Annotated in this window: 28 protein-coding genes, 1 tRNA gene and 1 pseudogene; 15 read left to right on the top strand and 15 right to left on the bottom strand. The window is 66.8% G+C overall.

Annotated elements, in window-relative coordinates; translation table 11 throughout:
* Positions 1-46: 46 nt before the first annotated feature.
* Entirely contained in the window at positions 47-397 is a 351-nt protein-coding gene (locus QY917_RS08520; RefSeq protein WP_103738818.1) for a four-helix bundle copper-binding protein, read from the top strand.
* 186 nt (positions 398-583) lie between these two features.
* On the opposite strand, the gene QY917_RS08515 is transcribed toward QY917_RS08520, so the two are convergent.
* Complete coding sequence (locus tag QY917_RS08515; protein WP_123676003.1) at positions 584-1636, bottom strand: CDP-6-deoxy-delta-3,4-glucoseen reductase; 1053 nt, start codon at positions 1634-1636, stop codon at positions 584-586.
* A gap of 45 nt (positions 1637-1681) precedes the next feature.
* Here QY917_RS08515 and QY917_RS08510 point away from each other — a divergent pair, with 45 nt between their 5' ends.
* Entirely contained in the window at positions 1682-2638 is a 957-nt protein-coding gene (locus QY917_RS08510) for an SDR family oxidoreductase (protein WP_088886362.1), read from the top strand.
* On the opposite strand, the gene QY917_RS08505 is transcribed toward QY917_RS08510, so the two are convergent.
* The 6 genes and pseudogenes from QY917_RS08505 to QY917_RS08480 all read right to left on the bottom strand — a co-directional run bounded on the left by QY917_RS08505 (position 2635) and on the right by QY917_RS08480 (position 8736).
* A complete protein-coding gene (locus QY917_RS08505; protein ID WP_011806126.1) occupies positions 2635-3282 on the bottom strand; it encodes a DUF4124 domain-containing protein in 648 nt (215 codons plus the stop codon). The two genes, QY917_RS08510 and QY917_RS08505, sit on opposite strands and share 4 nt — an antisense overlap.
* Before the next feature lie 27 nt (positions 3283-3309).
* Positions 3310-3909: a hypothetical protein gene (locus tag QY917_RS08500; RefSeq protein WP_011806125.1), complete on the bottom strand. Its 600-nt coding sequence runs from the start codon at positions 3907-3909 to the stop codon at positions 3310-3312.
* A gap of 247 nt (positions 3910-4156) precedes the next feature.
* Positions 4157-4938, bottom strand: a pseudogene (locus QY917_RS08495) (methyl-accepting chemotaxis protein); the annotation flags it as partial.
* Positions 4939-5071: 133 nt separating this feature from the next.
* Positions 5072-6040 carry a tripartite tricarboxylate transporter substrate binding protein BugE gene (locus QY917_RS08490; RefSeq protein WP_011806124.1) on the bottom strand — a complete coding sequence of 323 codons (969 nt, stop codon included), beginning with the start codon at positions 6038-6040 and terminating at the stop codon, positions 5072-5074.
* Between the two features lie 90 nt (positions 6041-6130).
* Positions 6131-7387, bottom strand: coding sequence for a CaiB/BaiF CoA-transferase family protein (locus QY917_RS08485; RefSeq protein ID WP_123676004.1), 1257 nt, complete (start codon positions 7385-7387; stop codon positions 6131-6133).
* Between the two features lie 152 nt (positions 7388-7539).
* Complete coding sequence (locus QY917_RS08480; protein WP_015913800.1) at positions 7540-8736, bottom strand: acyl-CoA dehydrogenase; 1197 nt, start codon at positions 8734-8736, stop codon at positions 7540-7542.
* A gap of 165 nt (positions 8737-8901) precedes the next feature.
* On the opposite strand from QY917_RS08480, the gene QY917_RS08475 reads away from it, so the two are divergent.
* Positions 8902-9855, top strand: coding sequence for a LysR substrate-binding domain-containing protein (locus QY917_RS08475; protein ID WP_123676005.1), 954 nt, complete (start codon positions 8902-8904; stop codon positions 9853-9855).
* A 21-nt stretch (positions 9856-9876) separates the two neighbouring features.
* Here the strand turns inward: QY917_RS08475 and QY917_RS08470 are convergent, their stop codons facing one another.
* Both QY917_RS08470 and QY917_RS08465 read right to left on the bottom strand, forming a co-directional pair.
* Positions 9877-10602 carry an LrgB family protein gene (locus QY917_RS08470; RefSeq protein ID WP_123676006.1) on the bottom strand — a complete coding sequence of 242 codons (726 nt, stop codon included), beginning with the start codon at positions 10600-10602 and terminating at the stop codon, positions 9877-9879.
* The gene (locus QY917_RS08465) at positions 10599-10973 is read right to left on the bottom strand and encodes a CidA/LrgA family protein (protein ID WP_123676007.1); all 375 of its coding nucleotides are present in this window, start codon (positions 10971-10973) and stop codon (positions 10599-10601) included. The genes QY917_RS08470 and QY917_RS08465 overlap by 4 nt, the downstream gene beginning before the upstream one ends.
* A gap of 225 nt (positions 10974-11198) precedes the next feature.
* On the opposite strand from QY917_RS08465, the gene QY917_RS08460 reads away from it, so the two are divergent.
* Together QY917_RS08460 and QY917_RS08455 are read left to right on the top strand one after the other, a co-directional pair.
* The gene (locus QY917_RS08460) at positions 11199-11426 is read left to right on the top strand and encodes a hypothetical protein (RefSeq protein ID WP_123676008.1); all 228 of its coding nucleotides are present in this window, start codon (positions 11199-11201) and stop codon (positions 11424-11426) included.
* 614 nt (positions 11427-12040) lie between these two features.
* Entirely contained in the window at positions 12041-12175 is a 135-nt protein-coding gene (locus QY917_RS08455; protein ID WP_255580449.1) for a hypothetical protein, read from the top strand.
* A gap of 580 nt (positions 12176-12755) precedes the next feature.
* Here QY917_RS08455 and QY917_RS08450 read toward each other — a convergent pair.
* Both QY917_RS08450 and QY917_RS08445 read right to left on the bottom strand, forming a co-directional pair.
* Positions 12756-13364: a lipocalin family protein gene (locus QY917_RS08450; RefSeq protein ID WP_123676010.1), complete on the bottom strand. Its 609-nt coding sequence runs from the start codon at positions 13362-13364 to the stop codon at positions 12756-12758.
* 25 nt (positions 13365-13389) lie between these two features.
* On the bottom strand, positions 13390-14340 hold the full coding sequence (locus tag QY917_RS08445; RefSeq protein ID WP_123676011.1) for a cobalamin-dependent protein: 951 nt from the start codon (positions 14338-14340) through the stop codon (positions 13390-13392).
* Between the two features lie 168 nt (positions 14341-14508).
* Here QY917_RS08445 and QY917_RS08440 point away from each other — a divergent pair, with 168 nt between their 5' ends.
* The 9 genes from QY917_RS08440 to QY917_RS08400 all read left to right on the top strand — a co-directional run bounded on the left by QY917_RS08440 (position 14509) and on the right by QY917_RS08400 (position 23362).
* Positions 14509-15813, top strand: coding sequence for an NAD(P)/FAD-dependent oxidoreductase (locus QY917_RS08440; RefSeq protein ID WP_123676080.1), 1305 nt, complete (start codon positions 14509-14511; stop codon positions 15811-15813).
* Positions 15810-16628, top strand: a complete 819-nt coding sequence (locus QY917_RS08435; protein WP_123676012.1) for a DUF1365 domain-containing protein — start codon at positions 15810-15812, stop codon at positions 16626-16628. Before QY917_RS08440 ends, QY917_RS08435 begins: the two co-directional genes overlap by 4 nt.
* A 2-nt stretch (positions 16629-16630) precedes the next feature.
* Complete coding sequence (locus tag QY917_RS08430; protein WP_123676013.1) at positions 16631-17851, top strand: cyclopropane-fatty-acyl-phospholipid synthase family protein; 1221 nt, start codon at positions 16631-16633, stop codon at positions 17849-17851.
* A gap of 75 nt (positions 17852-17926) precedes the next feature.
* Positions 17927-19603, top strand: a complete 1677-nt coding sequence (locus QY917_RS08425; RefSeq protein WP_123676081.1) for a methyl-accepting chemotaxis protein — start codon at positions 17927-17929, stop codon at positions 19601-19603.
* A gap of 27 nt (positions 19604-19630) precedes the next feature.
* Entirely contained in the window at positions 19631-20227 is a 597-nt protein-coding gene (locus QY917_RS08420) for a chalcone isomerase family protein (RefSeq protein ID WP_123676014.1), read from the top strand.
* On the top strand, positions 20224-21543 hold the full coding sequence (locus QY917_RS08415; RefSeq protein ID WP_123676015.1) for an MFS transporter: 1320 nt from the start codon (positions 20224-20226) through the stop codon (positions 21541-21543). Before QY917_RS08420 ends, QY917_RS08415 begins: the two co-directional genes overlap by 4 nt.
* Positions 21540-22076, top strand: coding sequence for a DUF3833 domain-containing protein (locus QY917_RS08410; RefSeq protein ID WP_123676016.1), 537 nt, complete (start codon positions 21540-21542; stop codon positions 22074-22076). Before QY917_RS08415 ends, QY917_RS08410 begins: the two co-directional genes overlap by 4 nt.
* Positions 22077-22087: 11 nt before the next feature.
* Positions 22088-22870: an SDR family NAD(P)-dependent oxidoreductase gene (locus tag QY917_RS08405; protein ID WP_123676017.1), complete on the top strand. Its 783-nt coding sequence runs from the start codon at positions 22088-22090 to the stop codon at positions 22868-22870.
* A 3-nt stretch (positions 22871-22873) separates the two neighbouring features.
* Entirely contained in the window at positions 22874-23362 is a 489-nt protein-coding gene (locus QY917_RS08400; protein WP_123676018.1) for a nuclear transport factor 2 family protein, read from the top strand.
* Between the two features lie 246 nt (positions 23363-23608).
* Here QY917_RS08400 and QY917_RS08395 read toward each other — a convergent pair whose 3' ends face one another.
* From QY917_RS08395 to QY917_RS08380, 4 genes are all read right to left on the bottom strand, one after another.
* Positions 23609-23917 (bottom strand): RNA-binding protein, encoded by a 309-nt coding sequence (locus QY917_RS08395; protein ID WP_011806105.1) that lies wholly within the window; start codon positions 23915-23917, stop codon positions 23609-23611.
* Between the two features lie 76 nt (positions 23918-23993).
* Positions 23994-24254 carry a translation initiation factor IF-1 gene (gene infA, locus QY917_RS08390; protein ID WP_011806104.1) on the bottom strand — a complete coding sequence of 87 codons (261 nt, stop codon included), beginning with the start codon at positions 24252-24254 and terminating at the stop codon, positions 23994-23996.
* Between the two features lie 23 nt (positions 24255-24277).
* Positions 24278-24493: a hypothetical protein gene (locus tag QY917_RS08385; RefSeq protein WP_123676082.1), complete on the bottom strand. Its 216-nt coding sequence runs from the start codon at positions 24491-24493 to the stop codon at positions 24278-24280.
* A 427-nt stretch (positions 24494-24920) separates the two neighbouring features.
* Positions 24921-25005, bottom strand: a tRNA-Leu gene (locus QY917_RS08380).
* A 43-nt stretch (positions 25006-25048) separates the two neighbouring features.
* Between QY917_RS08380 and cysM the strand changes: the two genes are divergently transcribed.
* Positions 25049-25954, top strand: a complete 906-nt coding sequence (cysM, locus tag QY917_RS08375; protein ID WP_047350540.1) for a cysteine synthase CysM — start codon at positions 25049-25051, stop codon at positions 25952-25954.
* The last annotated feature ends 46 nt before the right edge of the window (positions 25955-26000 follow it).

The following is a 26000-nucleotide window of genomic DNA, read 5'->3' as shown; positions in this document are numbered from 1 at the left end:
ACGATGGGCCCGGGCCTTGCCTGCTCCCGCCCATGAAAGGACTGACATGCTGGACGCCCCCACCATCCTGGACGAATCACGCTACTCCCACTGCATCGCGGCCTGCAACGCATGCGCTGCCACCTGCGATTTCTGCGCCGCGGCGTGCCTGCGCGAGCCCGACCCGCGCCACATGGCCAAGTGCATCGCGCTGGACATGGACTGCGCCGACATCTGCCGCCTGGCCGCTGCCACCATGGCCCGCGAGAGTCCGCACGTGAACTATGTCTGCGAGCTGTGCGCGCGCATCTGCGAAAGCTGCGCACAGGAATGCATGAGCCACGCGGCGGACCATTGCCAGGACTGCGCGGAAGCCTGCAAGCGCTGCGCCAGCCTGTGCCGCGACATGATCGCTTGAGTGAAGTACGGTCCCTGAGCGGCGGCGCTTACCGCGGCCCTGTCGCCGCCTTCGGAGTGCCGTGCGGCGCGGATGGAACACGGCGCCCGTGGTCTAGCAGATCCCGTTCGACGACACCTGCCGGCCAGGCACAACGCCCGTTGCGTGGCGCAGGGTCGTGCGCGGTGCGCCGCGGGGAAGCGCCCGTCAGCCGCCGTGCTTGTCGGCCTCGGACGTGAACGCGTCGGCGTAGAACTCGTCGGGCGGCAGGCCACGCTCCGCGCTGTAGGCGGCGCGGGCCGAGTCCACCACGATGGGCGCGCCGCAGGCATAGACCTGATAGCCCGAGAGGTCGGCAATGTCCTCCATGACCGCCTGGTGCACGAAGCCCGTGCGGCCGGCCCAGCCGTCCTCGGGCAGGGCGTCGGAGACCACGGGCACGTAGCGCAGGTTTGGCAGCGCGGCCAGGCGCTCGCGGATCCAGCCGTCCATGTACAGATCCGCCGGGCGGCGCCCGCCCCAGTAGAGCGTGGCCGAGCGCGTGATGCCCTTGTGCTGCATGTGTTCGATCAGCGCCTTGATGGGCGCAAAGCCCGTGCCCGAAGCCAGAAACACCATGGGCTTGTCGGAATCCTCGCGCAGGAAGAAGCTGCCGAAAGGGCCCTCCACGCGCAGGATTTCCTTCTCCTTCATGGCGTTGAACACATGGTCGGTGAAGCGCCCGCCGGGCATGTGGCGGATGTGCAGCTCCACGCCTGGCGCGCCTTCCTGCGTGTGGGGTGCGTTGGCCATGGAGTACGCGCGGCGCGCGCCGTCACGCAGGATGAATTCGATGTACTGGCCTGCGTGGTAGCGGAAAGTGTCGGCCGCGGGCAGTTGCAGGCGCACCTGCATCACATCGTGCGATGCGCGCGTGAGCGCCGCCACGCGCACCGGCAGCTTCTTGATGGGATAGGCGCTCTCGTCGGTCACCTGGCGCGATTCCAGCACCACGTCGGTCAGCGGCTGGGCACAGCAGGTGAGCACGAAGCCGGCTTCTTCCTCCTCGGTGCTCAGCGCCTTCTGTTGGTGATCGCCGTGCACCACCGAGCCGCTGAGCTTCTTGCACTTGCACGAGCCGCAGGCACCGTCCTTGCAACCGTAGGGCATGCCCACGCCGCCGCGGATTGCCGCGGACAGGATGGTTTCGCCAGCCTGCGCCTCGAAGGCACGGCCACTGGGCTGCACGGTGATCTGGAATGCGGTCTCTGCGCTGGTCATGACAGTGGGTATCCTTGGAGTTGTCTTCAAGCAAACCGACCGATTTTGCCCTCAATCCAAAACCCTCTCGGCGCCCTGCCGGCGCGCTTTCGCCGCCAGCGCGTGCTCATCATTGGCTGCGGCGACGTGGGGCTGCGCGTGGTGCGCAGCCTGAACGGACCCCAGGGCGGGAGTGGCCGCCCGCGCGTGCTTGCGCTCACGTCCTCGCCCACGCGCGTGCCGCAGTTGCGTGGGGCGGGCGTTACGCCGCTGCTGGGCAATCTGGACGATGCGGCCACGCTGGCGCGCCTGGCGGGCGTGGCCACGCGGGTGCTGCATCTGGCGCCGCCACCTGGCGAGCGCGAGGTTGGTCCGCGCTGGTGGCTGGACCCCCGTAGCACGGCGCTGGCGCGTGCGCTGCGCCGGCGCACGCTGCCGCAATCCCTGGTGTATGCCTCCACCAGTGGCGTGTATGGCGACTGCGCGGGGGCCTGGGTGCCCGAGTCGCGGCCCGTGGCGCCCGCCACGCCGCGCGCGCAGCGCCGCGTGAATGCCGAGCGCGCCATGCGTCACCTGGGCCGTGCGGGCGTGCCTGTGAGCATTCTGCGCGTGCCCGGCATCTACGCCCCTGACCGTGAGGGCGGCACGCCCGAAGCGCGCCTGCGCCGCGGCACGCCCGTGCTGGCCGAGCCTGACGACGTCTATACCAACCACATCCATGCGGATGACCTGGCGCGGGCCTGCATGCTGGCGCTGTGGCGCGCTCGTGCGCAACGCATCTACAACGTGGCAGACGACAGCCAGCTCAAGATGGGAGACTACTTCGACTTCGCGGCCGACCTCTATGGCTTGCCGCGTCCGCCGCGCGTGCAGCGCAGTACCGCGCAGGAGCAGCTACCGCTGTCGCTGCTGAGTTTCATGGGCGAATCACGGCGGTTGACCACTAAGCGCATGGCGCGCGAACTGCGCCTGCGCTTGCGCTATCCCACCGTGCGCGAAGGGCTGCAGGCACCGCACCCTTAGCGGGGGTAGGTGTTGCCCTGCTTGTCGTAGCAGCGAAACACGTTGCAGTGCGTGATTTCGCGCCGCGGCGGCGGCGCGGGCCGTGGTGGCACCACTACCACCGGCGGGGCGTAGTAGGGCGAGGGATAGACGGTGCGGCTGGAGCGCGCGCTCTCCGCGCGTGCATAGTCCGCCGGACTCAGGCAGGCGAGGTCAGCCTGGCGCTGCGCCGCATCCAGCCGCGCCTGCTCGTCGTACATGCCGCGGCCCATGGTGGAGAGCACCTCCTGCAGGTTGCGCCGTGCGCGCTGGCAGTCTACGGATTGCGATGGATCGGCCGGGGTGGCGCGAGGGCGCGCTGCGCGCGTCGCGGGCTCGGCGTCGCGCTGTTGCTGGCGCTCCCATTGCTGTCGCTCCTGCTTGCGCTCCAGGGCTTCGGCGGCTTGCTCGCGCTCCTGCTGGATTTCCTGGGGGGTCTTGCGGGCTTCGACTTCGCGTGCGGACTGGCCGCGGCCGCAGTCGCCATCGGTGTAAGTCACCTTGCCCGTGGCCGGGTCGGTGCAGCGCACCACCTGGGCCATTGACGGCAGGGGCAGACAGGTAACCAGCGTCAGCGCCAGCGCGGCACTGACGGTGCCAAGGGAGCCAGGCAGGGCGCGGGTCATGGGTGGCCTTCGGTGCGCGGCGCTGCTTCAGCGCCAGTCGGGGCGCGGGTTGGGGCGATCGCCGGGCTGGGGCTGGAATGCCTGGTTGCGTCGCTCCCGCTCGGCTTCGCGCTCCGCGCGGCGGTCACGTTCGAACTGCAGCTGCCGTTCGCGTGCCACGTCGGGGTTGGGGTGGCGCAGCAGTTGGTCTTCCTTACGGCGCTGGTCCCAGTCGCGGCGGCGTTCGGCCTCCCAGCGTTCGGCGTCGCGGCGGCGTTCCGCTTCGCGCCGGTCGGCTTCACGGCGGTCCGCATCGCGGCGGCGGTCGGCTTCGCGACGACGGTCCGCCTCACGGCGTTCGCGCTCCTGGGCCTCGCGCCATTGGCGCTCACGCGCTTCCCGCCACTGGCGCTCGCGCCAGGCGTCTTCACGCCAGCCGGAAGGCGGCGGAGGGTAGTCGCGCCAGCCTAACGGCGGGGCGGTATAGATCACGCCGGGCTGCTCATACACCGTCATGGACGATGGCGCGGGATAGTAGCCGCCCCCATCGTAGTAGGGGTCACCCGGCACAGCGGCGCAGCCGACAGCCAGCGAGGCGAGCACGCCGGCGGTGAGGATGCGCACAGAAGTCCAACGCGAAAGAGGCATGGAGAGGTCTCCCGGGTAAGCACGCCGGGCGGTCCGGGCCGGCGCTGTGGTGGTAAAGGCGGTGGTCTCGCTGCCACCTCTTGTGTGTCAGACGCGCGTCGGGCCATTTTGGTTGACCCTACCGGGCCGGCTTTGTCAGGCTTTGCCGCCTCTTCACCATTGTGACGGGGTGTTTCTCCGCCAGCGCAGGGCCTGGCGGCCGCGCGGCGCGCGATGATTCCGCCTGGCGCAAGGGCGCCGACGCTGCCTACCCGTGCTGTTGCGCTGCGGGCACGGAGCCGTCGGCGCGCAGGCGGAACAGGGCCACGGACTGCACCAGTTGCTCGGCCTGCAGCTTCAGGCTGTCGGCGGCGGCTGCGCTTTCCTCCACCAGTGCGGCGTTCTGCTGCGTGGCCTGGTCCATCTGTGCCACGGCATCGCTCACCTGGTGCACTCCGGCGCTTTGCTCCTGGCTGGCGGTGCTGATCTCGGCCACGATGCCGCTCACCCGCTGGATGGCGGTCACTACCTCCGTCATGGTGGCGCCGGCTTGGCCGACCAGTGCGGACCCTTGCTCCGCCCGCTCCACGCTGGTGTGGATCAGTTGCTTGATCTCCTTGGCCGCGGCGGTCGAGCGCTGGGCCAGCGCACGCACCTCCCCGGCCACCACGGCAAACCCGCGGCCCTGCTCGCCGGCGCGTGCGGCCTCCACCGCGGCGTTCAGCGCCAGGATGTTGGTCTGGAAGGCGATGCCGTCGATGACGCCGATGATGTCCGCGATGCGGTGGCTGCTTTCGTTGATGCCCTGCATGGTGGTGACGACCTGGGTCACCACTTCGCCGCCCTGGCTGGCGACCTGCGAGGCGTTGCGGCCAGCTGGTTGGCCTGGCGCGCGTTGTCGGCGTTCTGGCGCACGGTGGAGCTCAGGTCCTCCATAGAGGCGGACGTTTCCTCCAGCGCGCCGGCCTGCTGCTCGGTGCGGGCCGACAGGTCGTTGTTGCCCTGGGCGATCTCGGTGCTGGCCAGTGCCATTTGGCGCGCGTTGACTCTTTCTTGAATTTTGTTTCAATAGGTGATTACCCTGTGATGTATGGGCATATCAGGAAGGCCTGCCGTTGCACCCATGGCGCAAACGAAAAAGCCCCGCGGGGGCGGGGCTGGTGAGGGTTGGGGCGGTGCGCGCTCAGTCCATGGTGAGCTTCTGCTTGTCCACCACGTTTTTGTAAGCCGTGTATTCGGCCTTGATTTCCTGGGCGAACTTCGCCGGCGTGTCGGCCACGATCAGCGAGCCCGTGTCCTCGATGCGCTTGCGCACCGCAGGGTCCTTCAGCACCTTGTGCACGGCGGCGTTGACCTTGTCCACGATGTCCTTGGGCAGACCCTTGGGTCCGATGATGCCGTAATAGGCCATACGGTTCACGTTGGGCAGGCCCACTTCGGCCAGTGTGGGCACGTCGGGCAGCACGGCCAGGCGCTGCGGGGCGGCCACCACCAGGGCGGTCAGGCGCTTGTCCTTGATGAAGGGCAGGGCGGACGGCAGGTTGTCGAAGATCAGCGGGATCTGGCCGGCGACGGCGTCGTTCAGTGCCGGGCCCGAGCCGCGGTAGGGCACGTGCACCAGCTGGGTGCCGGTCTCCAGCATGAACATTTCCATCATCAGGTGGCCGATGCTGCCGGTGCCGGGCGAGCCGAACGAGTACTTGCCTGGAGTCTTCTTGACTTCGGCCAGGAAGCTCTTGTATTCCTTGCCGGCGAACTGCGGGTTGGCCGCAATCACGTTGGGCGTGGCGGCGATGTTCACGACCGGGGTGAAGTCGGTGAACACGTTGTAGGGGATCTTGGGGTTGATGGCCGGGTTGGTGGCCGTGGTGGACACGGTGGCCACGCCCAGGTTGTAGCCGTCCGGCGTGGCGCGCGCGGTTTCGGCCGCACCGATAGCGCCGCCGCCGCCGCCCTTGTTCTCCACCACCACGGGCTGGCCCAGCTCGCGGCCCAGGGGCTCGGCCACCACGCGGGCGATCAGGTCGGTGGTGCCGCCCGCGGCGAAGGGCACCAGCAGGCGGATGGGCTTGTTGGGGTAGCCGGACTGGGCCTGGGCGGCCGTGCCGAGCAGGGCCAGCAGGCCCAGGGTGAGTGCGCTGCGACGAATCATGCTTTTATCTCCTGTTATCGATGTGGTGAAGCAATGGCGTGCCAGTGATGGCGGGAAGGAAGCACCGACGGGGCCGGTGCGGGAAAAGGGTCAGATGGCACCCCCCGCTTTGAGCGCTGCGATGGCCGAAGCATCCAGGCCCAGCTCGCGCAGCACCTCGTCGGTGTGCTGGCCGAGCGCGGGTGGCGCGCGATGGTAGCTGACGGGCGTGCCCGACAGCCGCATGGGGTTGGCCACCGTGGCCATGGGGGCGATGCCGTCGCCGGCGTCGCGGGGCAGCTCCCTGCGGATGCCGCGCGCGCGCACCTGTGGGTCGTCGAAGGCCTGGGCGATGGTGTTGATGGGGCCGCAGGGCACGGCCTTGTCCTCCAGCAGGGCGATCCACTCGGTGGTGCTGCGGGTCTGCAGGACAGGCTCCATCAGCGCCAGCAGCGCAGCGCGGTGCTGCACGCGTGCGGTATTGGTGGCAAAGCGTGCGTCCTGTGCCCATTCGGGGTGGCCACACGCCTGGCAAAAGCGCGCGAACTGTCCGTCGTTGCCGATGGCCAGCAGCACGTTGCCGTCGCGGCTGCGAAAGTCCTGGTAGGGCGCCAGGCTGGGGTGGATGTTGCCGGCGCGTCCGGGCGCCTGCCCGGTGGCCAGGTAGCCCGCGGCCTGGTTGGCCAGCACGGCCATGCCCACGTCGAGCAGAGCCATGTCGATGTGCTGCCCTTCGCCGGTGCCGTTGCGGGCGTTGTCGCGCGCGTTCAGCGCGGCCAGGATGGCGTTGCTGGCGTACAGGCCGGTGAACACGTCCACCACGGCCACGCCGACCTTTAGAGGCCCGCCGCCGGGCTGCCCGTCGGCATGGCCGGTGATGCTCATCAGGCCGCACATGGCCTGCACCATCAGGTCATAGCCGGCGCGTTCGGCATACGGCCCGTCCTGGCCGAAGCCGGTGATGGAGCAGTAGACCAGGCGCGGGTTCAGCGCCTTCAGGCTGGCGTAGTCCAGCCCGTATTGCGCGAGGCCCCCCACCTTGAAATTCTCGACCACCACGTCGGCCTCGGCGGCCATGCGGCGCAGCAGCGCCTGGCCCTCGGGATGGGCCATGTCCACGGTGATGCTGCGCTTGTTGCGGTTGCAGGCGGTGAAGTAGCTGGCCTCGCGCGTGTCGCGGCCAGCGTCGTCCTTCAGGAAGGGCGGGCCCCAGTGGCGCGTGTCGTCACCGGCCTGGGGGCGCTCGACCTTGACCACGTCGGCGCCCAGATCGGCCAGCATCTGGGTGCACCAGGGACCGGCAAGCACGCGCGAAAGATCCAGTACCTTGATACCGTCCAAGGCGCCGCGGGGGGTGGAAGCACTCATGAAATCGCTATTGAAAACGTAGCTGCTCGCGCTTGTTGTGCCAACAATTCAAGGATAAAAACCATTGAACTGATTGCAGGGTAAGCGCGAGAAGCTCCTATTTTGAGAGCGCGCGTGACAGGCCTTTGATGCGGCCCGCGCGCCGCGTTGGGTCAGTTGGCGAACGCGGCGATGCCCGTCTGCGCGCGGCCCAGGATGAGCGCGTGCACGTCGTGCGTGCCCTCGTAGGTGTTGACCACCTCCAGGTTCACCAGGTGGCGTGCTACGCCGAACTCGTCGCTGATGCCGTTGCCGCCCATCATGTCGCGCGCCAGGCGGGCGATGTCCAGGGCCTTGCCGCAGTTGTTGCGCTTGATCAGCGAGGTGATCTCCACCACGTTCTGGTGCTCGTCCTTCATGCGGCCCACGCGCAGCGCGGCCTGCAGGCCCAGCGTGATCTCGGTCTGCATGTCGGCCAGCTTTTTCTGCACGAGCTGGTTAGCGGCCAGCGGGCGGCCGAACTGCTTGCGGTCCAGCGTGTACTGGCGCGCGGTGTGCCAGCAGAACTCGGCCGCGCCCATGGCGCCCCAGGCGATGCCGAAGCGTGCGCTGTTCAGGCAGGTGAAGGGGCCCTTGAGGCCACGCACCTCGGGGAAGGCGTTTTCTTCGGGCACGAACACATCGTCCATCACGATCTCGCCGGTGATGGAGGCGCGCAGGCCCACCTTGCCGTGGATGGCGGGGGCGGACAGGCCCTTCATGCCCTTGTCCAGGATGAAGCCGCGGATCTGGCCCACGGTGCCGGATGCCTCCACTTCCTTGGCCCAGACCACGAACACGTCGGCCACAGGGCTGTTGGTGATCCACATCTTGTTGCCCTTGAGGCGATAGCCGCCGTCCACCTTGTAGGCGCGCGTGGCCATGCTGCCGGGGTCGGAGCCGTGGTCGGGCTCGGTCAGGCCGAAGCAGCCGATGAACTCGCCGGAGGCCAGCTTGGGCAGGTACTTCTGCTTCTGCGCTTCGGAGCCGAACTCGTTGATCGGCACCATCACCAGCGACGACTGCACCGACGCCATGGAGCGGTAGCCCGAGTCCACGCGCTCGATCTCGCGCGCCACCAAGCCGTAGCTCACGTAGTTCAGGCCGGCGCCGCCGTATTCGGTGGGGATGGTGGGGCCCAGCAGGCCCAGCTCGCCCATCTCGCGGAAGATGGTCACGTCGGTCTTCTCGTGGCGGAACATGTCCAGCACGCGGGGCGCCAGCTTGTCCTGGCAGTAGGCGCGCGCGGCGTCACGGACGGCGCGCTCGTCCTCGGTGAGCTGCTGGTCGAGTTGGAAGGGGTCGTCCCATTGGAAGGCGTTGCGGGTCATGGTGTCTCCAGTGCTGGAATGCGGGGTGGGTGGCGGGGACCCAAGCATGCACAAGGTGCATTGCTTGGTTAACGAAGGTGATCGTATGGCGTCTGAGTAAGTGACGGCAAGCGAGTTATTTGCATCCAGATATTTGATTTAAGAATATCTGGCTAAGATGCTGCGATGCGACGACACCTGCCATCCACCCAGGCGCTGGCCTGCTTCGAAGCCGCTGCGCGTCACGAGAGCTATACCCGGGCCGCGCAGGAGCTGGCGCTGACGCAAAGCGCGGTGTCGCGCCAAATCCTGGCGCTGGAGGAGCAACTCGGCGTGCAACTCTTTCGCCGCACGCGCCACGGGGTGGTGCTCACCCCCGCGGGGCGGCATTACGGGCAGCAGGTGGCGCGCTGGCTGCAGGGGCTGGAGCGCGACACGCTCGACGTCATGGCCCACCAGGGGCATGGCGGCGCCATTTCGCTTGCGGCAGTGGCCACCTTTGCCACGCGCTGGCTGATCCCGCGCCTGCCTCTGCTGGCCGCGCGCCACCCCGAGATCGTGGTGCACATCGAGACGCAGACCCGGCCCTTCCTGTTCACCGATACGGCCTTCGACGCGGCGCTGTACGCGGGCACGCCCGAGCAGGTCGCCAACTGGCCCGGCGTGCAGGCGCAGCTGCTGATGCAGGAGGACGTGGTGCCCGTATGCAGCCCGCGCCTGCTGGAGACGGCGGCGCAGCAACTGGGCATGCCGCGCGGCACGGGCCGTGCACACCAGGGCCTGCCGCCACCGGCGCTGGCGCGGCTGCCGCTACTGCAGCAAAGCACCCGGCCCTATGGCTGGCGACAGTGGTTCGATGCCATGGGCGTGTTGGATGCGCCGCGCGCGCTGGAAGGGCCGCGCTATGAACTGTTCTCCATGACGGCCGCCGCGGCGGCCCACGGCCTGGGGATTGCGCTGATGCCGCCCATGCTGATCGAGGCCGAGATCGCCCGGGGCGAGCTGGTGGTGGCCTGCCCGCGTCCGTTGCGTGGCGAGCGGGGTTACTACCTCGTGAGCCCCGCGCAGCCCCAGCCGCCGGTGCTGGCCGCGTTCGCTGGCTGGCTGCAGGACATGGCGGTGGCCGGGCCGCTGGCGTAGCCGCTCTTCAGCATCTGTCGATCAGCGTCCACCCATCAACGCGACGCATACCGGCACCAGCACGGCAGTGGCCACACCGTTCAGGCCCATCGCCAGCGCGGCGAAGGCACCGGCCGTGGGATGCACCTGCAGTTCGCGCGCCGTGCCGATGGCATGGGCCGTGAGGCCGATGGCAAAGCCGCGCACGGCCGGGTCGTGCACGCGCAGCAGGCGCAGCAGCGGCCCCGCCAGCACCGCCCCCGCAATGCCCGTGATGGCCACGGCCACCGCTGCCAGCGATGGCGCGCCGCCGATGCGCTCCGCCACGGGCAGCGCGATCGGCATGGTGGCGGATTTGGGTGCGAGCGCCATCAGCGTCTCATACGATGCGCCCAGCGCCCAGGCCAGCAGCAGGGCGGAGACGATCGCCACCGTGCAGCCCACGAGCAGCGCCACGCTGATCGGGCGCCAGAGCTGGCGAATGCGCTCGCGCTGCGCGAACAGCGGCACGGCCAACGCCACCGTGGCGGGGCCGATGAGAAAGCTCAGTAGTTGCGTGCCCTCGCGGTAGGTGGCGTAGGGCGTGCCCGTGAGCAGCAGCACCGCCACGACGAGCGCCGTCGCCGTCAGTGGTGGGATCAGCAGCGGGTGTGCGCCGCTGCGCCGATACAGCGCCAGCGTCAGCGTGTAGGCCGCCAGCGTCAGCGCCAGCCAGGGCAGGGGCGACGCCGTGAGCCATGCGGCCAGCCCGGGGAGAGACGCGCTCACTGGGCCTGCTCCTGCTCGCGCGGGCGTGCGTCGGCGCTGTCGCGCAGCAGCCAGCGCAGCGTCCAGGCCGTCACCACCAGCGTGATGGCCGCCCCCACGATGCCGGCCACGAGGAACGGCAGCCATTCGCGCGCGATGCGGTCAAAGTGCAGCATGACCCCGGCGATCGCCGGGATGAACAGCAGCATCATGTTCTGCAGCAGGCTGCCCGCGGTGCTCTCCAGCGCCTGCGGGACGCGCCCGTATGCCAGCAGCGCCGCCAGCAGCAGCAACATGCCTGCGAGAGCGCCAGGCAGTGGCAGGCCCACGAGCTGGACCAGAAGTTCTCCCAGTAACTGGAGGATGAAGAGGGCGGTCAGGGCGTAGAGCATTGAAGGCGGGCAGGGCGTCGCGCAGGCGCAAAAACCATGATCATCCCTGATACCCACCGGACCGCGCTGGTGCTCGGGTGATGTCGCCTCTTTGCGGGAGGTCGGGGGCTCCGCCGGTTGCGCGCAACGGCCATCCGCAATACCCTGGTGTGCAGCGGTCGTCCGGCGAAGCACCCTCCGGTGCAACGCAACGGTCGCCGCACCACTGCACCAGGAGGACTTGCCATGGCTACCGCCCAGCCCCTGTACCACGCGCCCACGTTTGAACCTACCGTGGATGAGATCGCCACGCTGAAGCAGCTCGAAATGGGCCAGGCCATCAGCGTGCCCGACGCGCTCAAGCACCATCTGTCCGGGCGCCTGCTGGATTGGGCCTATATCGGCAAGACGCCCGGGGGCGAGTTCCACATCACCGACCTGGGCCGCCAGCTCATCAAGCGCCAAAACAACTGAGCCGGGGTCACCGCTGCGGGGCGGATTCGCCTCCGTCCTACACGGCGTCCCGTGCGTGCGAAGGTACCTTACGGCCACCGCGGCAAACCCCCGACGGGTGCGCATCGCAGTTTTGCTGCCATGCCCAGGCGGCGCGGGCCGGGCTTCTCGGCTCCCATTGCGGGAGCCCTGGTGCCAGGTCTGGGCCGAACGCTGTGGCCGCATGCATGGCAAGGGTGGCGTCCTCTTATCGCCGCCCGGCGGCATGTGGCTAACACCCGTAAGCTTTGCCCTTTGGCAGCGTCCCGTGCTGGCCAGTCCTCACGGGGCCCCGCGTACTCGATTGCCGAGGCGCGGGCGGCAGGCACATCGTCCTGCCGCTGCCTCTGGCGCGGTATGCCACCGACCCGGAGATGGCTGACATGATTCACCGCACCGCTCTCGCTCACCGCCAACCGGCCGATCCCCCCGTGGAGCCGGATGTGCCCGCTCCACCCCCGGAGCCCGCTGACACGCCTCCGCGTCTGGGCTGAATGGCGGTACGGACGGGCAGTACGCGCACTTGCGCGGGTGGCTGTCTTACAAGGCAGGCCCCGCCAGGCGCTTATGGTGGACCGCAACTACCGGAGCGTGACATGCCACCTACCAAACCCGCCTCAGGCGAAGTACCCCATTCTTCAGGCCGCAACCGCGTGGCCACCTCCAGGACTGTGACACTGCTGCTCATCGCCGTGGCGGTGATGCTGCTGTTCCTGTGGGCGCCGTGGTAGCACCGGGACAGACCGTTGGTCTTTTTGCGCTGTTGAACGGGACGTTCGAACGGGGCATTCGTCTGACAGTGGCCGTGCCCCTGTGTTCATAACGTGCTTCATGTAACACAGGAGCTTCACCATGAACCGCACCCCCAACCGTCCGGGCGCTGCACCATCCCCGGGCACCACCCCACCGAGCCAGCGCGACGACAAGCGCGCCATTCGCATCGCCCTTGTCACCGCCCTGATCGCGCTGGTAGCCGTTGTCGTATTCAACTTGCGCGCTCCAAAGGATCGCTTGAGCGCGCCTGGCGAAGGGGCTCCCGCAGCCACCCAAGGGTCCGCCGGAATGGCCGGGCCGTCGGTGGATCCCCCCCAGCCCTCAGCGCCCCAGCGCGGCGACACGCCTACCACCCCGGGTCGCGAAGGCATGGGCGCACCTGCCGGGGGCGCGCCCGCGGCGCAGTAAACGATGCGGGCACGCGCATTGCCGCACGACTGACCGGCTACGAACGTGGGTCAAAGAAAGGCGCACGCCACTGAGCGCGTTTTCGATCCCACGTAGGCTTCTTTTCCCGCTGCTCGCTGGTACATGCAGTCAATGGGGCGGGTGCGCAGGATCCTGGCGCTTGTGCGTGACCCAGATGAGAGCGTGCGTATCCACCCCCAGCGCCTGGGCGCGAGCCACGATGGCATCGCGCTGCGCAGCGTCCAGTTGTTTGTCGCGCGCCAGAATCCAGCAGTAGCTGGTATCAGGCCCCAACACCAGCGCCCAGCGGTAGTCAGGGTCAAGCGCCGCGACGTGGTAGCCGCCGTAGAACGGGCCGAAGAAGGACACCTTGAGCGATCCGGTGGTGGGAGCACCCGTGAACAGCGCCTTGCCAACGGCTTCGCGCCATTGGCCCGATGCGGCGGCAAAGCCGCGGTTGACCACGCGCACGCTGCCGTCCGCCTGGGGGGTGTAGGTGGCGGACACATCCGTCATGCCGCGCTCGAATGAGTGGTCGAGCCGGGCCAGCTCATACCAGCGCCCCTGATAGCGCTGTAGATCGAATGGCGTGACCGCTTTTACGCCCGGCGGGGGGCTGGTGTTTGCACAGCCGGCCATTACGGCGACCCCTGCCATCCACAGGGCCCACAGGCCTGCGCGGCAGGACGGGATGAGTGCGCGCCGCACAGAAAATAGAAAAGCCGAGAGCAGGTACATGTGATGTCCTTGACCAAGTGGTGGATCAGTGTGTGTGGCGCCATTGCGCCACCAAGGGTTGAAGCCCCGTCAGGTGCTGGACGGGAGTGATCCCTTCCAGGGGCTTTTGGTACAGAGCCGTGCACGAGCCGCCGACCCACAACGCGGTGGTGGGAGACAACTGGGCCCGCAACTCACGCAGGCTGGCGTGAACGACTGTCCCGTTATGCACATTGCTAAAGCTCAAAGCCACCACATCCGCCCGATGGGCCACGGCGGCTTGGGCCACGTCGCCCACGGGTGTCTGCGTACCCAGCGAAACGCAGGTACAGCCTTCCAGTGCCAGCAGAGCTTCAACCATGAGCAACCCCAAGCTGTGCAATTCCTGGGGCAGCGTGGTGAGCAGGACCTTGGGACCTTGCGGTATGGGCAGCGGCGCCAGGGAAGCAATGGCGTTGCGCAGAACCCCGGTGATGACCTCGGTGAAGAGGTGTTCCTCGAAGACCTCGAAGCGCCCTTGCACCCAGGCCTCGCCCACGGCCGTGGTCAGGGGAGCCACCAGGTCGGTGACAAACGGAGCGAGCCCCATGCGCAGCTGCGCGTGACTCAGGGCATGCCGCAGGGCTTGCGGATCGTGCGCTCCGATGGCCTTAAGAAGCGGAGCCAGGGTCGCAGGTGAGGAGAACGCCTGAAGATTTGTCTTGGACAAAGATGAACTGGGGAATGAAGGTCTCTGGTTCAGCAAGGACAGCAGTTCTGCACTGTCCAAGCCCACCACCTTGCCGGGCCTGGCCCCTGTGTCGAGCAGGCGGCGAATCAGTTTCAGCCGTTGCACCTGCTCGCTCGGATACAGGCGGTCCCCCGCCCCGTCGCGCAAGGGTTGCGGGAAGCCATAGCGTTTTTCCCATACGCGCAAGGTGTCCTTGGCTACGCCGGTTTCGCGCTCCACGGCCGCGATGGGCAAACCTGCGCTTTCGGGATGGTCTGGCGTGCTCATGCGCCAACCTTTATGCGGCGTACAGGCCTCAGGAGGGTATTGAAAGTCATGGACAAACTGTGGGGATTGGTGAAATTGTCTAGGACAAAATTTGTTTTGTCCACTACATTACGCCCATTGTCTGCTCACAGCGCTACCTCTGGTATTTCGCCGAGGGTTGGAGTGATCATGAAAATCGCCATCATTGGTTCGGGAATTTCAGGTTTGGCCGCAGCCCACCGCCTGCGGGCGCAGGCGCATGTCACGGTGTTCGAGGCGGGGCATTACTTCGGCGGCCACACCCACACGGTGGACGTGTGCCTGCCGGACGCGGCCGGGGAATTGGTAACGCATGGCGTCGACACCGGCTTTCTGGTCTTCAACGAACGGACCTATCCCGGGCTGATTGCCTTGTTTGACGAGCTGCGGGTACCCACCGCGCGCTCGGACATGTCGTTCTCGGTGCAGGTGCCTGGCGCCGGCGCAATGGGCACCGGGACGCTGGAGTGGAGCGGTGCCAACCTGGCAACCGTGTTTGCCCAGCGCCGCAACCTGCTGCGCCCGCGTTTCTGGGGCATGCTGCGCGAGCTGCTGCGTTTCAATCAGCTGTGCACCGCCCTGGCGGAGTCGGGCGAAGAGGCCGCGCTGGCCCAGCCCCTGAGCGAGTTTCTGGCGCTGCATGGCTTTGGCACAGCGTTCCGCGACTGGTATTTCCTGCCCATGCTGGGCTGCATCTGGAGTTGCCCCACCGACCAGATGCTGCGCTTTCCCGTGGCCACCATGATCCGTTTCTGCCACAACCACGGGCTGATTCAGGTGAGCCACCGCCCGCAGTGGTTCACGGTGGCGGGTGGCGCACGCCAGTACGTGCACCAACTGCTGCGGGGGCTTGATGCGCGACTGGCCACGCCTGTGGAGCGCATCGTGCGCGATGCCGCTGGCGTGCAGGTGCATGCAGGGGGGCAAAGCGAGCGCTTCGACGCCGTGGTGCTGGCGGTGCACAGCGACCAGGCCCTGCGCCTGCTGGCGCAGCCGACACAGCAGGAAACCCAGGTGCTGGGTGCCATCCACTACCAGCCCAATCGCGCGGTGCTGCATACCGACGCGCATGTGATGCCGCAGCGGCGCAGCGCCTGGGCCGCCTGGAATTACGAGCGCGCAGCCAGCAAGGAACGTGAATCGGCGCGCGTGTGCCTGCATTACTGGCTCAATCGCTTGCAGCCTTTGCCTTTTGCCGACCCCGTGCTGGTCTCTCTCAATCCGACGCGTTCGATTGCGGCGGAGAAGGTGTTGGCCGAATTCGACTACGACCACCCCGTGTTCGATCTGGCCGCCATTGCCGCCCAGGACCAGGTGCCGCAATTGCAGGGCGTGCAGCGCACGTGGTACTGCGGTGCTTGGACGGGGTATGGCTTTCATGAAGACGGCCTGCAGTCGGGCTACCGCGCCGCCGATCTGCTGCTGGAGCAGTTGCGTCAGCGGGAGGCCGCATGAGCCCTCCAGTCACCGCGGTCACTGGCAACCGGCCGCACATCGGCTTCGGTCATGTGTGGCACACCCGGCTGCGCCCGCGCCGTCACCGTTTCATCGTCCCGACCTTCTTTCTGCTGCTGCCCATGCGCACGCTGCGCGCGCAGCCGCAGGCCGCGGGCGTGTTGGCGCTGAACCGGCCGGGTGCTCTGGCGTTTCGCGATGCCGACCACGGTGATGGCCGCAGCCCGCAAGCCGGGGGGGCATTGGCCTGGCTGGAAGAGCTGCTACGCGGCGAAGGCATTACCGATGCGCAGGGTGAGATCTGGCTGCACTGCTATCCGCGCATCCTGGGCTACAGCTTCAAGCCGGTGAGTTTCTGGTACTGCCACCGCCGTGACGGCAGCCTGCGTGCCATCGTGGCCGAAGTGAACAACACCTTCGGCGAGCGCCATGCCTACCTGCTCGACGCACCAAGGTACGGCGAGGAATTACGCGCGCGCAAGGTTTTCCATGTGTCGCCGTTTTGCCCGGTGGAAGGCGGCTACCGCTTTGAATTCAAGCGCAGTGGCATACAGGGGCTTGAGTCCACGCGCGTGCGCATCGACTTTGACGATGCCCAGGGCCCGCTGGTGCTCACCGGCGTGGCAGGGCGCCTGCAACCCTTGGACGCCAGCAGCCGCCGCCGGGCGCTGTGGCACTACCCGTTTCTGACATGGGGCGTCATTGCGCGCATCTACTGGCATGCCCTGCTGCTGTGGATCAAGCGTGCGCCCTTGCATTCCAAACCCACGCCGCCTGCACGGCCCGTGACCCGATCTTCCTCGCCGAGCACCTGACCATGAACACCACCACTGTCTCGCCGTCCGCGCTCCCCTTGCCTGACATGTCTGCCGCGGCACGCCATGGACTGCGACTGTTGCAGCGCCTGCAGCGTGGCACGCTCCATCTGGAGCTACCCGACGGCAACGTCGTGCAATTGGGTAGCGGCCAACACCCGCATGCCAGCATGCGCCTGCACAACTGGAAGGTGTTTGGAGCCGTCCTGCGCTCGGGGGATATTGGCCTGGCGGAGAGCTACATCGCCCAGGATTGGAGTACGTCCCACCTGGCCGACTTGTTGCGGTTGCTGATGGACAACCGCGATGCGCTGGAGTCTCTGGTCTATGGCGGCTGGTGGGGGCGGCTTGCGTACCGTCTGCGTCACCTGCTCAATCGCAACACCCGTGCCGGGAGCCGGCGCAACATCCACGCGCACTACGACCTGGGCAACGCTTTCTACACGCTGTGGCTGGACCCGAGCATGAACTACTCCAGTGCATGGTTTGAGGGCAACCTGGGGGGAGACCTCACCCAGGCGCAGCACGCCAAAGTACGCCGCGCCCTGCACAGCGCGGGCGTGCAGCCCGGCCACCGGGTGCTGGAAATCGGTTGTGGCTGGGGTGCCCTGGCAGAGATGGCCGCTGGCGAGTTCCGGGCGCAGGTGACAGGGGTGACGCTGTCCACGGAGCAACTGGCCTGGGGCCAGGCACGCATGCAGGCCGCGGGCCTGGCCGCCCAGGTGGATTTACGGCTGCAGGACTACCGTGATATCCAGGAAGGCCCGTTCGATGCCATCTGTTCCATCGAAATGGTCGAGGCCGTGGGGCAGGCTTATTGGCCTAGTTACTTTGGCGCCATGGCGCGCCTGCTCAAGTCGGGCGGGCGCGCCTGCGTGCAGAGCATCGTGATCGACGACGCGCTGTTCGACCGCTATGTGCGGGGTACCGATTTCATCCAGCAGTACATCTTCCCAGGGGGGTGTCTTCCCAGTCCATCGCGTTTTCGCGCCGCCGCACAGGGCGCGGGGCTGCGGGTGGTGGAGGAGTTTGCCTTCGGCCGCGACTACGCGGAAACCCTGCGCCGCTGGCACCAACGCTTCGTCCAGCAGCGAGCCCAGGTACAGGCCCGGGGATTTGATGCGTCTTTCCTGCGCACCTGGGAGTTCTATCTAGCGTACTGCGAGGCCGCATTCGACGCACGCAGCATCGACGTCGTGCAGTACACGCTGGTGAAGGACTGAAGCGCCCCTCACGGGCAACGATCCCCGCTTTTCATGGCCCCGTACGGCCCCCTTTTTTTCAACAAGAAAATCATCATGTTCTTATCTCGAATGACGGTCGCCGCCCGCTTGTACGCCGGGTTCGGATTGATCCTGGTCCTTTTGGTGGTGCTGACGGGTATCGCCCTGGTGAAGGTGAACCGCATTGACCAGGCGCTGCGAACCAACAACGACATCCACGTGCAGGTGCAGCGCTACGCCATCAACTTCCGTGGTTCGGCCCATGACCGCTCCATCGCCGTGCGCGACGTGGTGCTGAGTCCGTCCCCCGCCGAGCGCGACCGGGAGATCGCCACCATCGCTGCGCTGGCGGACTTTTACGCCCAGTCGGCTGCGCCGCTGGAAAAGCTCATCACCCGCAAAGGCGCGGCCCCTGAACTGGGGCAGCTGTATGCCGATATTCGCAGCGCTGAATCCAAGGCCGTGGCCACCACTCAGGCCATCATTGCCCAGGTGCAGGCGGGCGACGCCGCTGCGGCACAAACCCTGTGGACGCAGGCCAAGCCGCAATACGTGCAGTGGCTTGCAACCATCAACAAGCTCATCGACTTCAAGGAAGCGCGCATCCAGGCGACCAACCAGGGCGCCATGGACGAGGCGGGCAGCTTCCTCGGCGTGATGTTCTCGGCGCTGCTGCTGGCGTTGGTGCTCAGCGTGGCGGTGGCTTGGAGCGTGGCGCGCAGCATCGTGCGTCAGCTCGGGGCCGAACCCGCAGCGCTGGCCGACGTGGCCAGCCTCGTGGCGCAGGGCAACCTGCGGCCGGTGACGGGCGCTGCCCAGGCGCAGCCGGGGAGTGTGCTGGCATCGCTGGGGGCGATGCAGGCCAGTCTGGCGCGCGTGGTAGGCCAGGTGCGCCAGGCGTCGAACGCCGTCACCGTGGGTTCTGAAGAGATTGCCGGCGGCAACGCCGGGCTGCTGCAGCGCACCGAAGAGCAGGCCGCGAACCTGCAGCAGGCCGCCGCTTCCATGGAGCAGATGACCGCTTCGGTGAGGAACAACGCCGACTCGGCCCGCCAGGCCACCCAGGTCGCGGCCTCCGCCAGCCAGGCGGCCCACAAGGGCGGCGCGGTGGTGGCCCAAGTGGTCAGCACCATGGAGGAGATCACGGCCAGCAGCCACAAGATGGCCGACATCATCGGCGTGATCGATTCGATTGCGTTCCAGACCAACATTTTGGCGCTCAACGCTGCCGTGGAGGCTGCGCGCGCCGGTGAGCAGGGCCGCGGCTTTGCCGTGGTGGCCGGCGAAGTGCGGGCGCTGGCGCAGCGCAGTGCCGACGCTGCCAAGGAGATCAAAGGACTGATCGACGGCAGTGTGGCCAAGGTGGAGGAGGGCGCGCGCCTGGTGGGCGATGCAGGAGCCACCATGACCGACATCGTGGAACAGGCCCAGCGCGTGGCGGGCCTGATTGCGGAAATCAGCACCGCCACCGCCGAGCAGACCGACGGTATTGCCCAGGTGGGCAACGCCGTGACCCATCTCGACCAGGCCACCCAGCAAAACGCGGCCATGGTGGAGCAAAGCGCCGCGGCTGCACAGACCCTGAAGCAGCAGGCTGCGCAACTGGCCGAGGCCGTCAGTGTGTTCCGCTTGGCGCAGGACGCAGGCGGTGGTGCACCGGTGTCGGTGGTGCGCCGCACTTCCCCCATGGTGGCTGCTGCACCCTCTGCCTTGCGGCTCCGGGGCGAGGTTGCGGCTTCTGTTGCATATTAAAACAATAGCGGCTAGCGCTTGACCCATATGCCCTGGAGCCGAATTTCATCCTTGAAGCGCTGGGCTTTTGCAGGCGGTGCGGCCTTGGCGTTGGCGGTGGCTTCGGCCAATCCCACGACCGGACAGGACGGTGGCGCTGCCCCGGCCTGGGTGCGGCAATCCCTCATGGGGGCCACCCTGGCGGGGGAAGGGCAGATGCGGTTTTTGGGCTTGCGCATCTACGACGCACGGCTGTGGGTCACGCCTGGTTTTGACGCCAGCCGCTTTGGTGCGCACCCGCTGGCGCTGGAGTTGACCTACCACCGTGGCTTCACCGGTGCGGCCATTGCCCGGCGCTCGGTAGAGGAAATGCAGCGCCAGGCCAGCGTGCCTTCTGAACAGGCCGAGCGCTGGCAGCAGCGCCTGGCGGCCGTGATTCCCGACGTGCAGCCAGGCGAGCGGCTCACCGGCCTGTACCAGCCGGGCCAAGGCATGCGTCTGTGGCGTGGCAGCCAGGAGTTGGCCGCGATTGACGATGCGGAGCTGGCGCGCCTGTTCTTTGGCATCTGGTTGTCACCGCAGACCTCGGAGCCGGGCCTGCGCAGTGCCTTGCTGGCCCGCACTCCCGGCGGAGGGGCCCCATGACTCCCCGGGCTGCGCCCGTGCGTGCGGTTCCGCTGCCCCGTTGGTGGTCCGGGCCGGCCTATGGCCTGCTCGGTCTGCCGCTGGCCTTTGTGGCCTTGCCGCTGTATGTGGTGTTACCGCATTACTACGCCACGGAATTGGCTTTGCCGTTGGCCAGTGTGGGTGCTTTGCTGATGCTGGTGCGTCTGCTGGATGCGGCCGCCGAGCCCCTGCTGGGGCGCTTGAGCGACCGCCTGTACCAAGGCCCGCTGCGTGCGGTCCTGTGGGTGGCGGGGGGCTCGGCCTTGGTGCAGGTGCTGGGGTTGTCGGGGCTGTTCTTTCCCGCGGTGCAAGGACCGCAGGCGTTGGCGGCGTGGATGGTGGCAGGGTTGTTGGTGACCTGCCTGGCGCACAGCCAGTTGGTGATTGCGCACCAGGCCTGGGGCGTGCGTCTGGGCGGCGACGCGCTGCAGCGCAGCCGTGTCGTGGCCTGGCGCGAAGGTCCGGGGCTGATCGGCGTGGTCACGGCCAGTGCGTTGTCGGTGGCCTGGGGCGCCGGGCCCATGCTGGTGGTGTTCGCGCTGAGCTTGCTGGCCGGGTGGCTGGCCCTGTGGTGGGCGCCGCGCCCTGCAGCACCTGCGCCGCGGGATTTATCTGCCGCTTTTGCCTGGGCCACGGTCTGGCAACCCTTGCACCAGCCAGCCTTTCGTCGCTTGCTGGCGGTGTTTTTGTGCAACGGCATTGCCAGCGCAGTTCCGGCGGCGTTGATGCTGTTTTTTGCCCAGGACCGGCTGCAGGCCACACAGGCGCAGATTGCTTTGTTTCTGGTGCTGTACTTTGTCAGCGGGGCGCTGTCCATGCCAGGGTGGCTGCGCGCGGTGCGCCGCTGGGGGCTGGAGCGCGCCTGGCTGGGCGGCATGCTGCTGGCGGTGGCCTGTTTTGGCTGGACGACGCTCCTGGGCAGCGGGCAGATTGCGGCCTTTGCGTGGATCTGTGCGTTGTCCGGTATCGCCTTGGGGGCGGATCTGGCCTTGCCCGGGGCTTTGCTGGCGCGCTTGGTGGAACGCCAGGGGGCTCAGGGGCGCAGCGAAGGGGCGTACCTGGGGTGGTGGAACCTGGCCACCAAACTGAATCTGGCCCTGGCCGCAGGCGCGGCGCTGCCGTTGCTGCAGTGGCTCGGCTACAGCCCCGGCATCCAGGACGCCCACGCGCTACAGCGCCTCGCTTGGGCTTACGCGCTGCTGCCTTGCGCCCTCAAGCTTCTGGCAGCAGGTTTGCTGTACCGCCTGCTGATCCGCCCCTCCCCGCCGTTGCATGACCAAGGAGTTACCCCATGAACACCCGCCGCCACGCCTTGCTGGCCTTGCTCGCGGGCACTGCCGTGTTGACCGGCTGTGCCAGCCCCCAGGTGACCGACTATGCCCAGGAGCGTCCACAGCTGCAGCTGGACCGCTACTTCAACGGCCGCATCCTGGCCCACGGTATTTTTCAGCAGCGAGGCGGCGAGGTGGTGCGCCGCTTTACCGTGGTGATGGATTGCCACTGGGAGGGCCATCAAGGCGTGCTGGACGAGGCTTTCACCTATTCGGACGGCAGCACCCAGCGCCGTATCTGGCGCCTGACCAAGCATGCTGATGGGCGCTACACCGGGACCGCTGACGATGTGGTGGGTGAGGCCCAGGGCCAGACCGCGGGCAATGCCTTCCGCTGGAACTACACGCTGCGCCTGCCGGTGGACGGCAAGGAGTATGAAGTGCAGTTCGACGACTGGATGTTCCTGGTCGATGACCGGGTGATGCTCAATCGGGCCACGATGCGCAAGTTCGGCGTCACCCTGGGCGAGGTATTGCTGTCGTTCACCAAGACATAAGGAGCCGCACTGTGCCTTTGAACCCCGCGATCACTGACTGGCGCGGCAAGCGCGTGTGGCTGGTGGGCGCCTCCAGCGGTATTGGCCGGGCCGTCGCAGCGCAATTGCACGCACAGGGCGCGCAGGTGATCGTGTCGGCACGCCAGCAGGCGCTGCTGGCGGCGTTTGCGCACGAACACCCTGGCAGCCAAGCAGTGGTGCTGGATGTGACCGATGCCCAGGCGGTCCTGGACGTTGCCGCGCGCCTGCAGACCGAGTCACCACTGGACCTGGTGTGCTACTGCGCCGGCCACTACACCCCCATGCGTGCCGACACGCTGGCGCTGCCCGAGCTGCTGCGCCATCAGCAGGTCAACCTGACGGGCGCGCTGCATGTGCTCGCCGCCGTGGTCCCGGGACTCCTGGCATCTGCCCAGGCGGGACGCGTACCTCACTTGAGTCTGGTGGCCAGTGTTGCAGGCTGGCGCGGTCTGCCGCAGAGCTTGGCCTATGGACCGACCAAGGCGGCCCTCATCAACCTGGCCGAGACGCTGTTCCTTGACCTGCGCCCGCAGGGCGTGGGCGTGAGCGTGGTGAACCCCGGCTTTGTCGATACGCCCCTGACGCGCCAGAACGACTTCAACATGCCCGCGCTGCTCACGCCGGAGCAGGCGGCCCAGGCCATACTGCGTGGTTGGGGGAGGGGCGCGTTTGAACTGCATTTTCCACGCCGCTTCACGCTGTGGCTCAAGCTGCTGCGCGTGCTGCCGTACCGCTGGTACTTTCCGCTGGTCCACCGTATGACCGGGCTGTGACGCATGCACCCACCTATAGACACCCACGCTTGCGTCGCCCGGCTGGTCCAGCTCTACGAGCAGCTAACCCCCGCGCAGTTGCCCCTACTGGAGGACTACTACGCGCTTGACGCACGGTTCAAGGACCCCTTCAATGATGTGCACGGCGTGCCCGCCATCCGTGCCATCTTTGCCCACATGTTCGAGAGCCTGGAGCAGCCGCGCTTTGTCGTCACCCAGCGGCTGGTGCAGGACGACCGGGCCTTTTTGCAATGGGAGTTCCACTTCCGCCTGAAGCGCTGGCGGGCACAGGTGCCTCAGTGCATCCACGGCGCGACCCTGGTGCATTTTGATGCCCAAGGCCGCGTGACGCTGCACCGCGATTACTGGGACCCGGCTGAAGAGCTGTATGAAAAATTGCCTGTTTTGGGGGCTCTGATGCGCTGGCTGAGCAAGGCTGGCGCGGCACCCCTGCCGCATCCTCATCGCTGTTCACCCCCTAGCGACCGTTAAGGTGGAGAAGGGGAGAGGTTCATGCCGATGAACGTCCATGAAGCCACGATGCTCCCCACCACAAAGACGAACACCCCGACGACTTTCGTCATCGGGGTGTTCGAGGCCAAGAAAGAGATGGGGCGACCATCTCGTTAACGGCATAAGACGCGGCGGAGGGCTCTGCGGGAGGTGGTCAGCGTCCAAAACACGGACTCACCCGGATGGTCCGGAGCACTCTAAGGCAATTGCCGCGGCAAGGCCCTATCAGTAGCGGCCACCGCGGTAGCCACCACGGTCTGCGCCGCCGCCAAAACTTGGGCGAGCTTCCATGGGACGCGCGACGTTGACCGTCAGTGCACGTCCATCGACAGAACGGCCGTTCAGACCGTTAATGGCATCCTGTGCCTCGGAATCGCTGCCCATTTCTACAAAGCCGAAGCCCTTGGATCGGCCTGTATCACGCTCCATCATCACCTTGGCGGAGGTGACGGAACCAAATTGGGAAAACTGCTGGTGCAGCGATTCATCACGCACGGAATAGGCCAAGTTGCCCACGTACAGTCGGTTGTTCATGTCAGTGTCTTTCTTTCGGGAAATGAAGGGACGGCTTGTAAGCGCATCCCAGAGGAAATGAGCGGGGGAACCAAAATCAATGGCGCCGGCGCGCTGGAGGGGTGGTGCGCGTGCGGTTCTCGATATGCCGAAATGTCACTCGACCCTTGTTGAGGTCGTAGGGAGACATCTCCAGGGTCACCAGGTCACCGGCCAGAATGCGGATGCGGAACTTACGCATCTTGCCCCCGGTATACGCGATGAGCTGATGCCCGTTGTCAAGCGTGACGCGGTAACGGGCGTCAGGCAGAACTTCATCGACCTTGCCCTGCATTTCAATCAACTCTTCTTTGGCCACGGGTACCTCCGTCAATAGCAGGATCAGCCCAGTTGGTTGTGTAGCACCATGCGGCGCCCTTGCGCTAAGGCGTACTGGACTGCTTGTGTATCGCAGGGGAAGCTTGGGAGGAAGCGGAAGATGCGGTCGTACATTCCCCGGCGTATGGAAACCGAAGCAGTAACACCGACATTGGTGGTTTTGGTCAGCGGCGTGACAACGTAGTTGCCCACGCGCTCGGCGTTTTGTTTTTCAAGCATTGCAAACAGACAGGATGTAATCGCGAAGGCGACCATCCAGGAGAGAAAAGAGGGGAAAAGACCTGCCGCGCGTCGGCGCAGGAAAGGCGGGGGCAGACCCTGAAAGAGGTTTAAGGTCTGCGATGAGCTTGCTGCTTTGAAGAGTGACGGCCAACACTTTTGCAAGAAGTGCGGCGCAAGGCGCATCAGCCAGGATGCTGTCAGGCAGGCGCTATCGAAGCAAGCAGTGGGTAGCGCGTTGGCGGATTATTACTCACCGAAATGAAAAAAGCAAACTTAATTCTTGTGGATGTGCCCGATACCGACCAGCAGGCGTCTTAGGGCCCCGGATTGCTGCACAGTCCCTCGCACCTTTGTACGACGCTATCGAGGGTTTCGGAGGAAAAAGAAAAGGCCGCACGTTCTGGGAACTGTGCGGCCTTGTATGTGGTGCCCGGGGCCGGAATCGAACCGGCACGCCTTGCGGCGGGGGATTTTGAGTCCCCTGCGTCTACCAATTTCACCACCCGGGCAGGCGCGAAAGCGAAGTCGCAAATTATGGCACAGTAACGCGGTATGAAGACCTACCCCACCATTGAAGACGCGATCGGACACACGCCGCTGGTCGCACTGCAGCGCATCGGTGCACAGGACAACGCGGCACGCGGCAATGTCATTCTGGGCAAGCTAGAAGGCAATAACCCGGCGGGTTCGGTGAAGGATAGGCCGGCACTGTCGATGATCCGCCGGGCCGAAGAGCGCGGCGAGATCAAACCCGGCGATACGCTGATCGAGGCGACGTCGGGCAACACCGGTATCGCCCTGGCGATGGCTGCGGCCATCAAGGGCTATCGCATGGTGCTGATCATGCCGGAGGATCTGTCCGTGGAGCGCGCGCAGACCATGAAGGCCTTTGGCGCGGAGCTGGTTCTCACGCCCAAGAGCGGGGGGATGGAATACGCGCGGGATCTGGCCGACCAGATGGTGGCGCAGGGCAAGGGCGTGGTGCTGGACCAGTTTGCCAACCCGGACAACCCCCGCATCCACTACGAGACCACCGGCCCCGAACTGTGGGAGCAGACCGAGGGGCGCATCACCCATTTCGTGAGCGCCATGGGCACCACGGGCACCATCACGGGCGTCGCGCGCTTCCTGCGCGAGAAGAACCCCGCGGTGCGCATCGTGGGTGCGCAGCCGCAGGAAGGCTCGCGTATCCCGGGCATTCGCAAGTGGCCCGAGGAATACCTGCCCAAGATTTACGAGCCCCAGTTGGTGGACGAATTGGTGCTGGTGAGCCAGGACGATGCCGAGGACATGGCACGGCGCCTGGCGCGCGAAGAGGGCATCTTTGCCGGCATCTCCGCAGCCGGCGCCTGCTGGGTGGCGCAGCAGATCGCGCAACGCGAGGAAAACGCCACCATCGTTTTCGTGGTGTGCGACCGGGGCGACCGCTACCTCTCCACCGGCGTCTTCCCGGCGTGAACGTGAAGATCACAGTGGGCATCAATAAGGCCGCTGGCGCCCGGTA

It is taken from the genome of Diaphorobacter sp. C33, from assembly GCF_030503915.1.
Classification (GTDB): Bacteria; Pseudomonadota; Gammaproteobacteria; order Burkholderiales; family Burkholderiaceae_C; genus Diaphorobacter; species Diaphorobacter nitroreducens.
Note: the sequence above shows the minus strand (reverse complement) of the source record. Positions and strands in the feature narration are given on the sequence as shown.

Bases quoted from the DNA above. Each gene is read 5' to 3' on its own strand.
- QY917_RS08400 (WP_123676018.1), top strand. From the start codon at position 22,874: ATGCACCCACCTATAGACACCCACGCTTGCGTCGCCCGGCTGGTCCAG.
- QY917_RS08395 (WP_011806105.1), bottom strand. From the start codon at position 23,917: ATGAACAACCGACTGTACGTGGGCAACTTGGCCTATTCCGTGCGTGAT.
- QY917_RS08465 (WP_123676007.1), bottom strand. From the start codon at position 10,973: ATGCTCTACGCCCTGACCGCCCTCTTCATCCTCCAGTTACTGGGAGAA.
- QY917_RS08385 (WP_123676082.1), bottom strand. From the start codon at position 24,493: ATGCTTGAAAAACAAAACGCCGAGCGCGTGGGCAACTACGTTGTCACG.
- QY917_RS08415 (WP_123676015.1), top strand. From the start codon at position 20,224: ATGACTCCCCGGGCTGCGCCCGTGCGTGCGGTTCCGCTGCCCCGTTGG.
- QY917_RS08410 (WP_123676016.1), top strand. From the start codon at position 21,540: ATGAACACCCGCCGCCACGCCTTGCTGGCCTTGCTCGCGGGCACTGCC.
- QY917_RS08430 (WP_123676013.1), top strand. From the start codon at position 16,631: ATGAACACCACCACTGTCTCGCCGTCCGCGCTCCCCTTGCCTGACATG.
- QY917_RS08420 (WP_123676014.1), top strand. From the start codon at position 19,631: ATGCCCTGGAGCCGAATTTCATCCTTGAAGCGCTGGGCTTTTGCAGGC.
- QY917_RS08475 (WP_123676005.1), top strand. From the start codon at position 8,902: ATGCGACGACACCTGCCATCCACCCAGGCGCTGGCCTGCTTCGAAGCC.
- QY917_RS08425 (WP_123676081.1), top strand. From the start codon at position 17,927: ATGTTCTTATCTCGAATGACGGTCGCCGCCCGCTTGTACGCCGGGTTC.
- QY917_RS08460 (WP_123676008.1), top strand. From the start codon at position 11,199: ATGGCTACCGCCCAGCCCCTGTACCACGCGCCCACGTTTGAACCTACC.
- QY917_RS08515 (WP_123676003.1), bottom strand. From the start codon at position 1,636: ATGACCAGCGCAGAGACCGCATTCCAGATCACCGTGCAGCCCAGTGGC.
- cysM (WP_047350540.1), top strand. From the start codon at position 25,049: ATGAAGACCTACCCCACCATTGAAGACGCGATCGGACACACGCCGCTG.
- QY917_RS08445 (WP_123676011.1), bottom strand. From the start codon at position 14,340: ATGAGCACGCCAGACCATCCCGAAAGCGCAGGTTTGCCCATCGCGGCC.
- QY917_RS08435 (WP_123676012.1), top strand. From the start codon at position 15,810: ATGAGCCCTCCAGTCACCGCGGTCACTGGCAACCGGCCGCACATCGGC.
- QY917_RS08505 (WP_011806126.1), bottom strand. From the start codon at position 3,282: ATGACCCGCGCCCTGCCTGGCTCCCTTGGCACCGTCAGTGCCGCGCTG.
- QY917_RS08450 (WP_123676010.1), bottom strand. From the start codon at position 13,364: ATGTACCTGCTCTCGGCTTTTCTATTTTCTGTGCGGCGCGCACTCATC.
- QY917_RS08480 (WP_015913800.1), bottom strand. From the start codon at position 8,736: ATGACCCGCAACGCCTTCCAATGGGACGACCCCTTCCAACTCGACCAG.
- QY917_RS08490 (WP_011806124.1), bottom strand. From the start codon at position 6,040: ATGATTCGTCGCAGCGCACTCACCCTGGGCCTGCTGGCCCTGCTCGGC.
- QY917_RS08500 (WP_011806125.1), bottom strand. From the start codon at position 3,909: ATGCCTCTTTCGCGTTGGACTTCTGTGCGCATCCTCACCGCCGGCGTG.
- QY917_RS08520 (WP_103738818.1), top strand. From the start codon at position 47: ATGCTGGACGCCCCCACCATCCTGGACGAATCACGCTACTCCCACTGC.
- QY917_RS08485 (WP_123676004.1), bottom strand. From the start codon at position 7,387: ATGAGTGCTTCCACCCCCCGCGGCGCCTTGGACGGTATCAAGGTACTG.
- QY917_RS08440 (WP_123676080.1), top strand. From the start codon at position 14,509: ATGAAAATCGCCATCATTGGTTCGGGAATTTCAGGTTTGGCCGCAGCC.
- QY917_RS08455 (WP_255580449.1), top strand. From the start codon at position 12,041: ATGCCACCTACCAAACCCGCCTCAGGCGAAGTACCCCATTCTTCAGGC.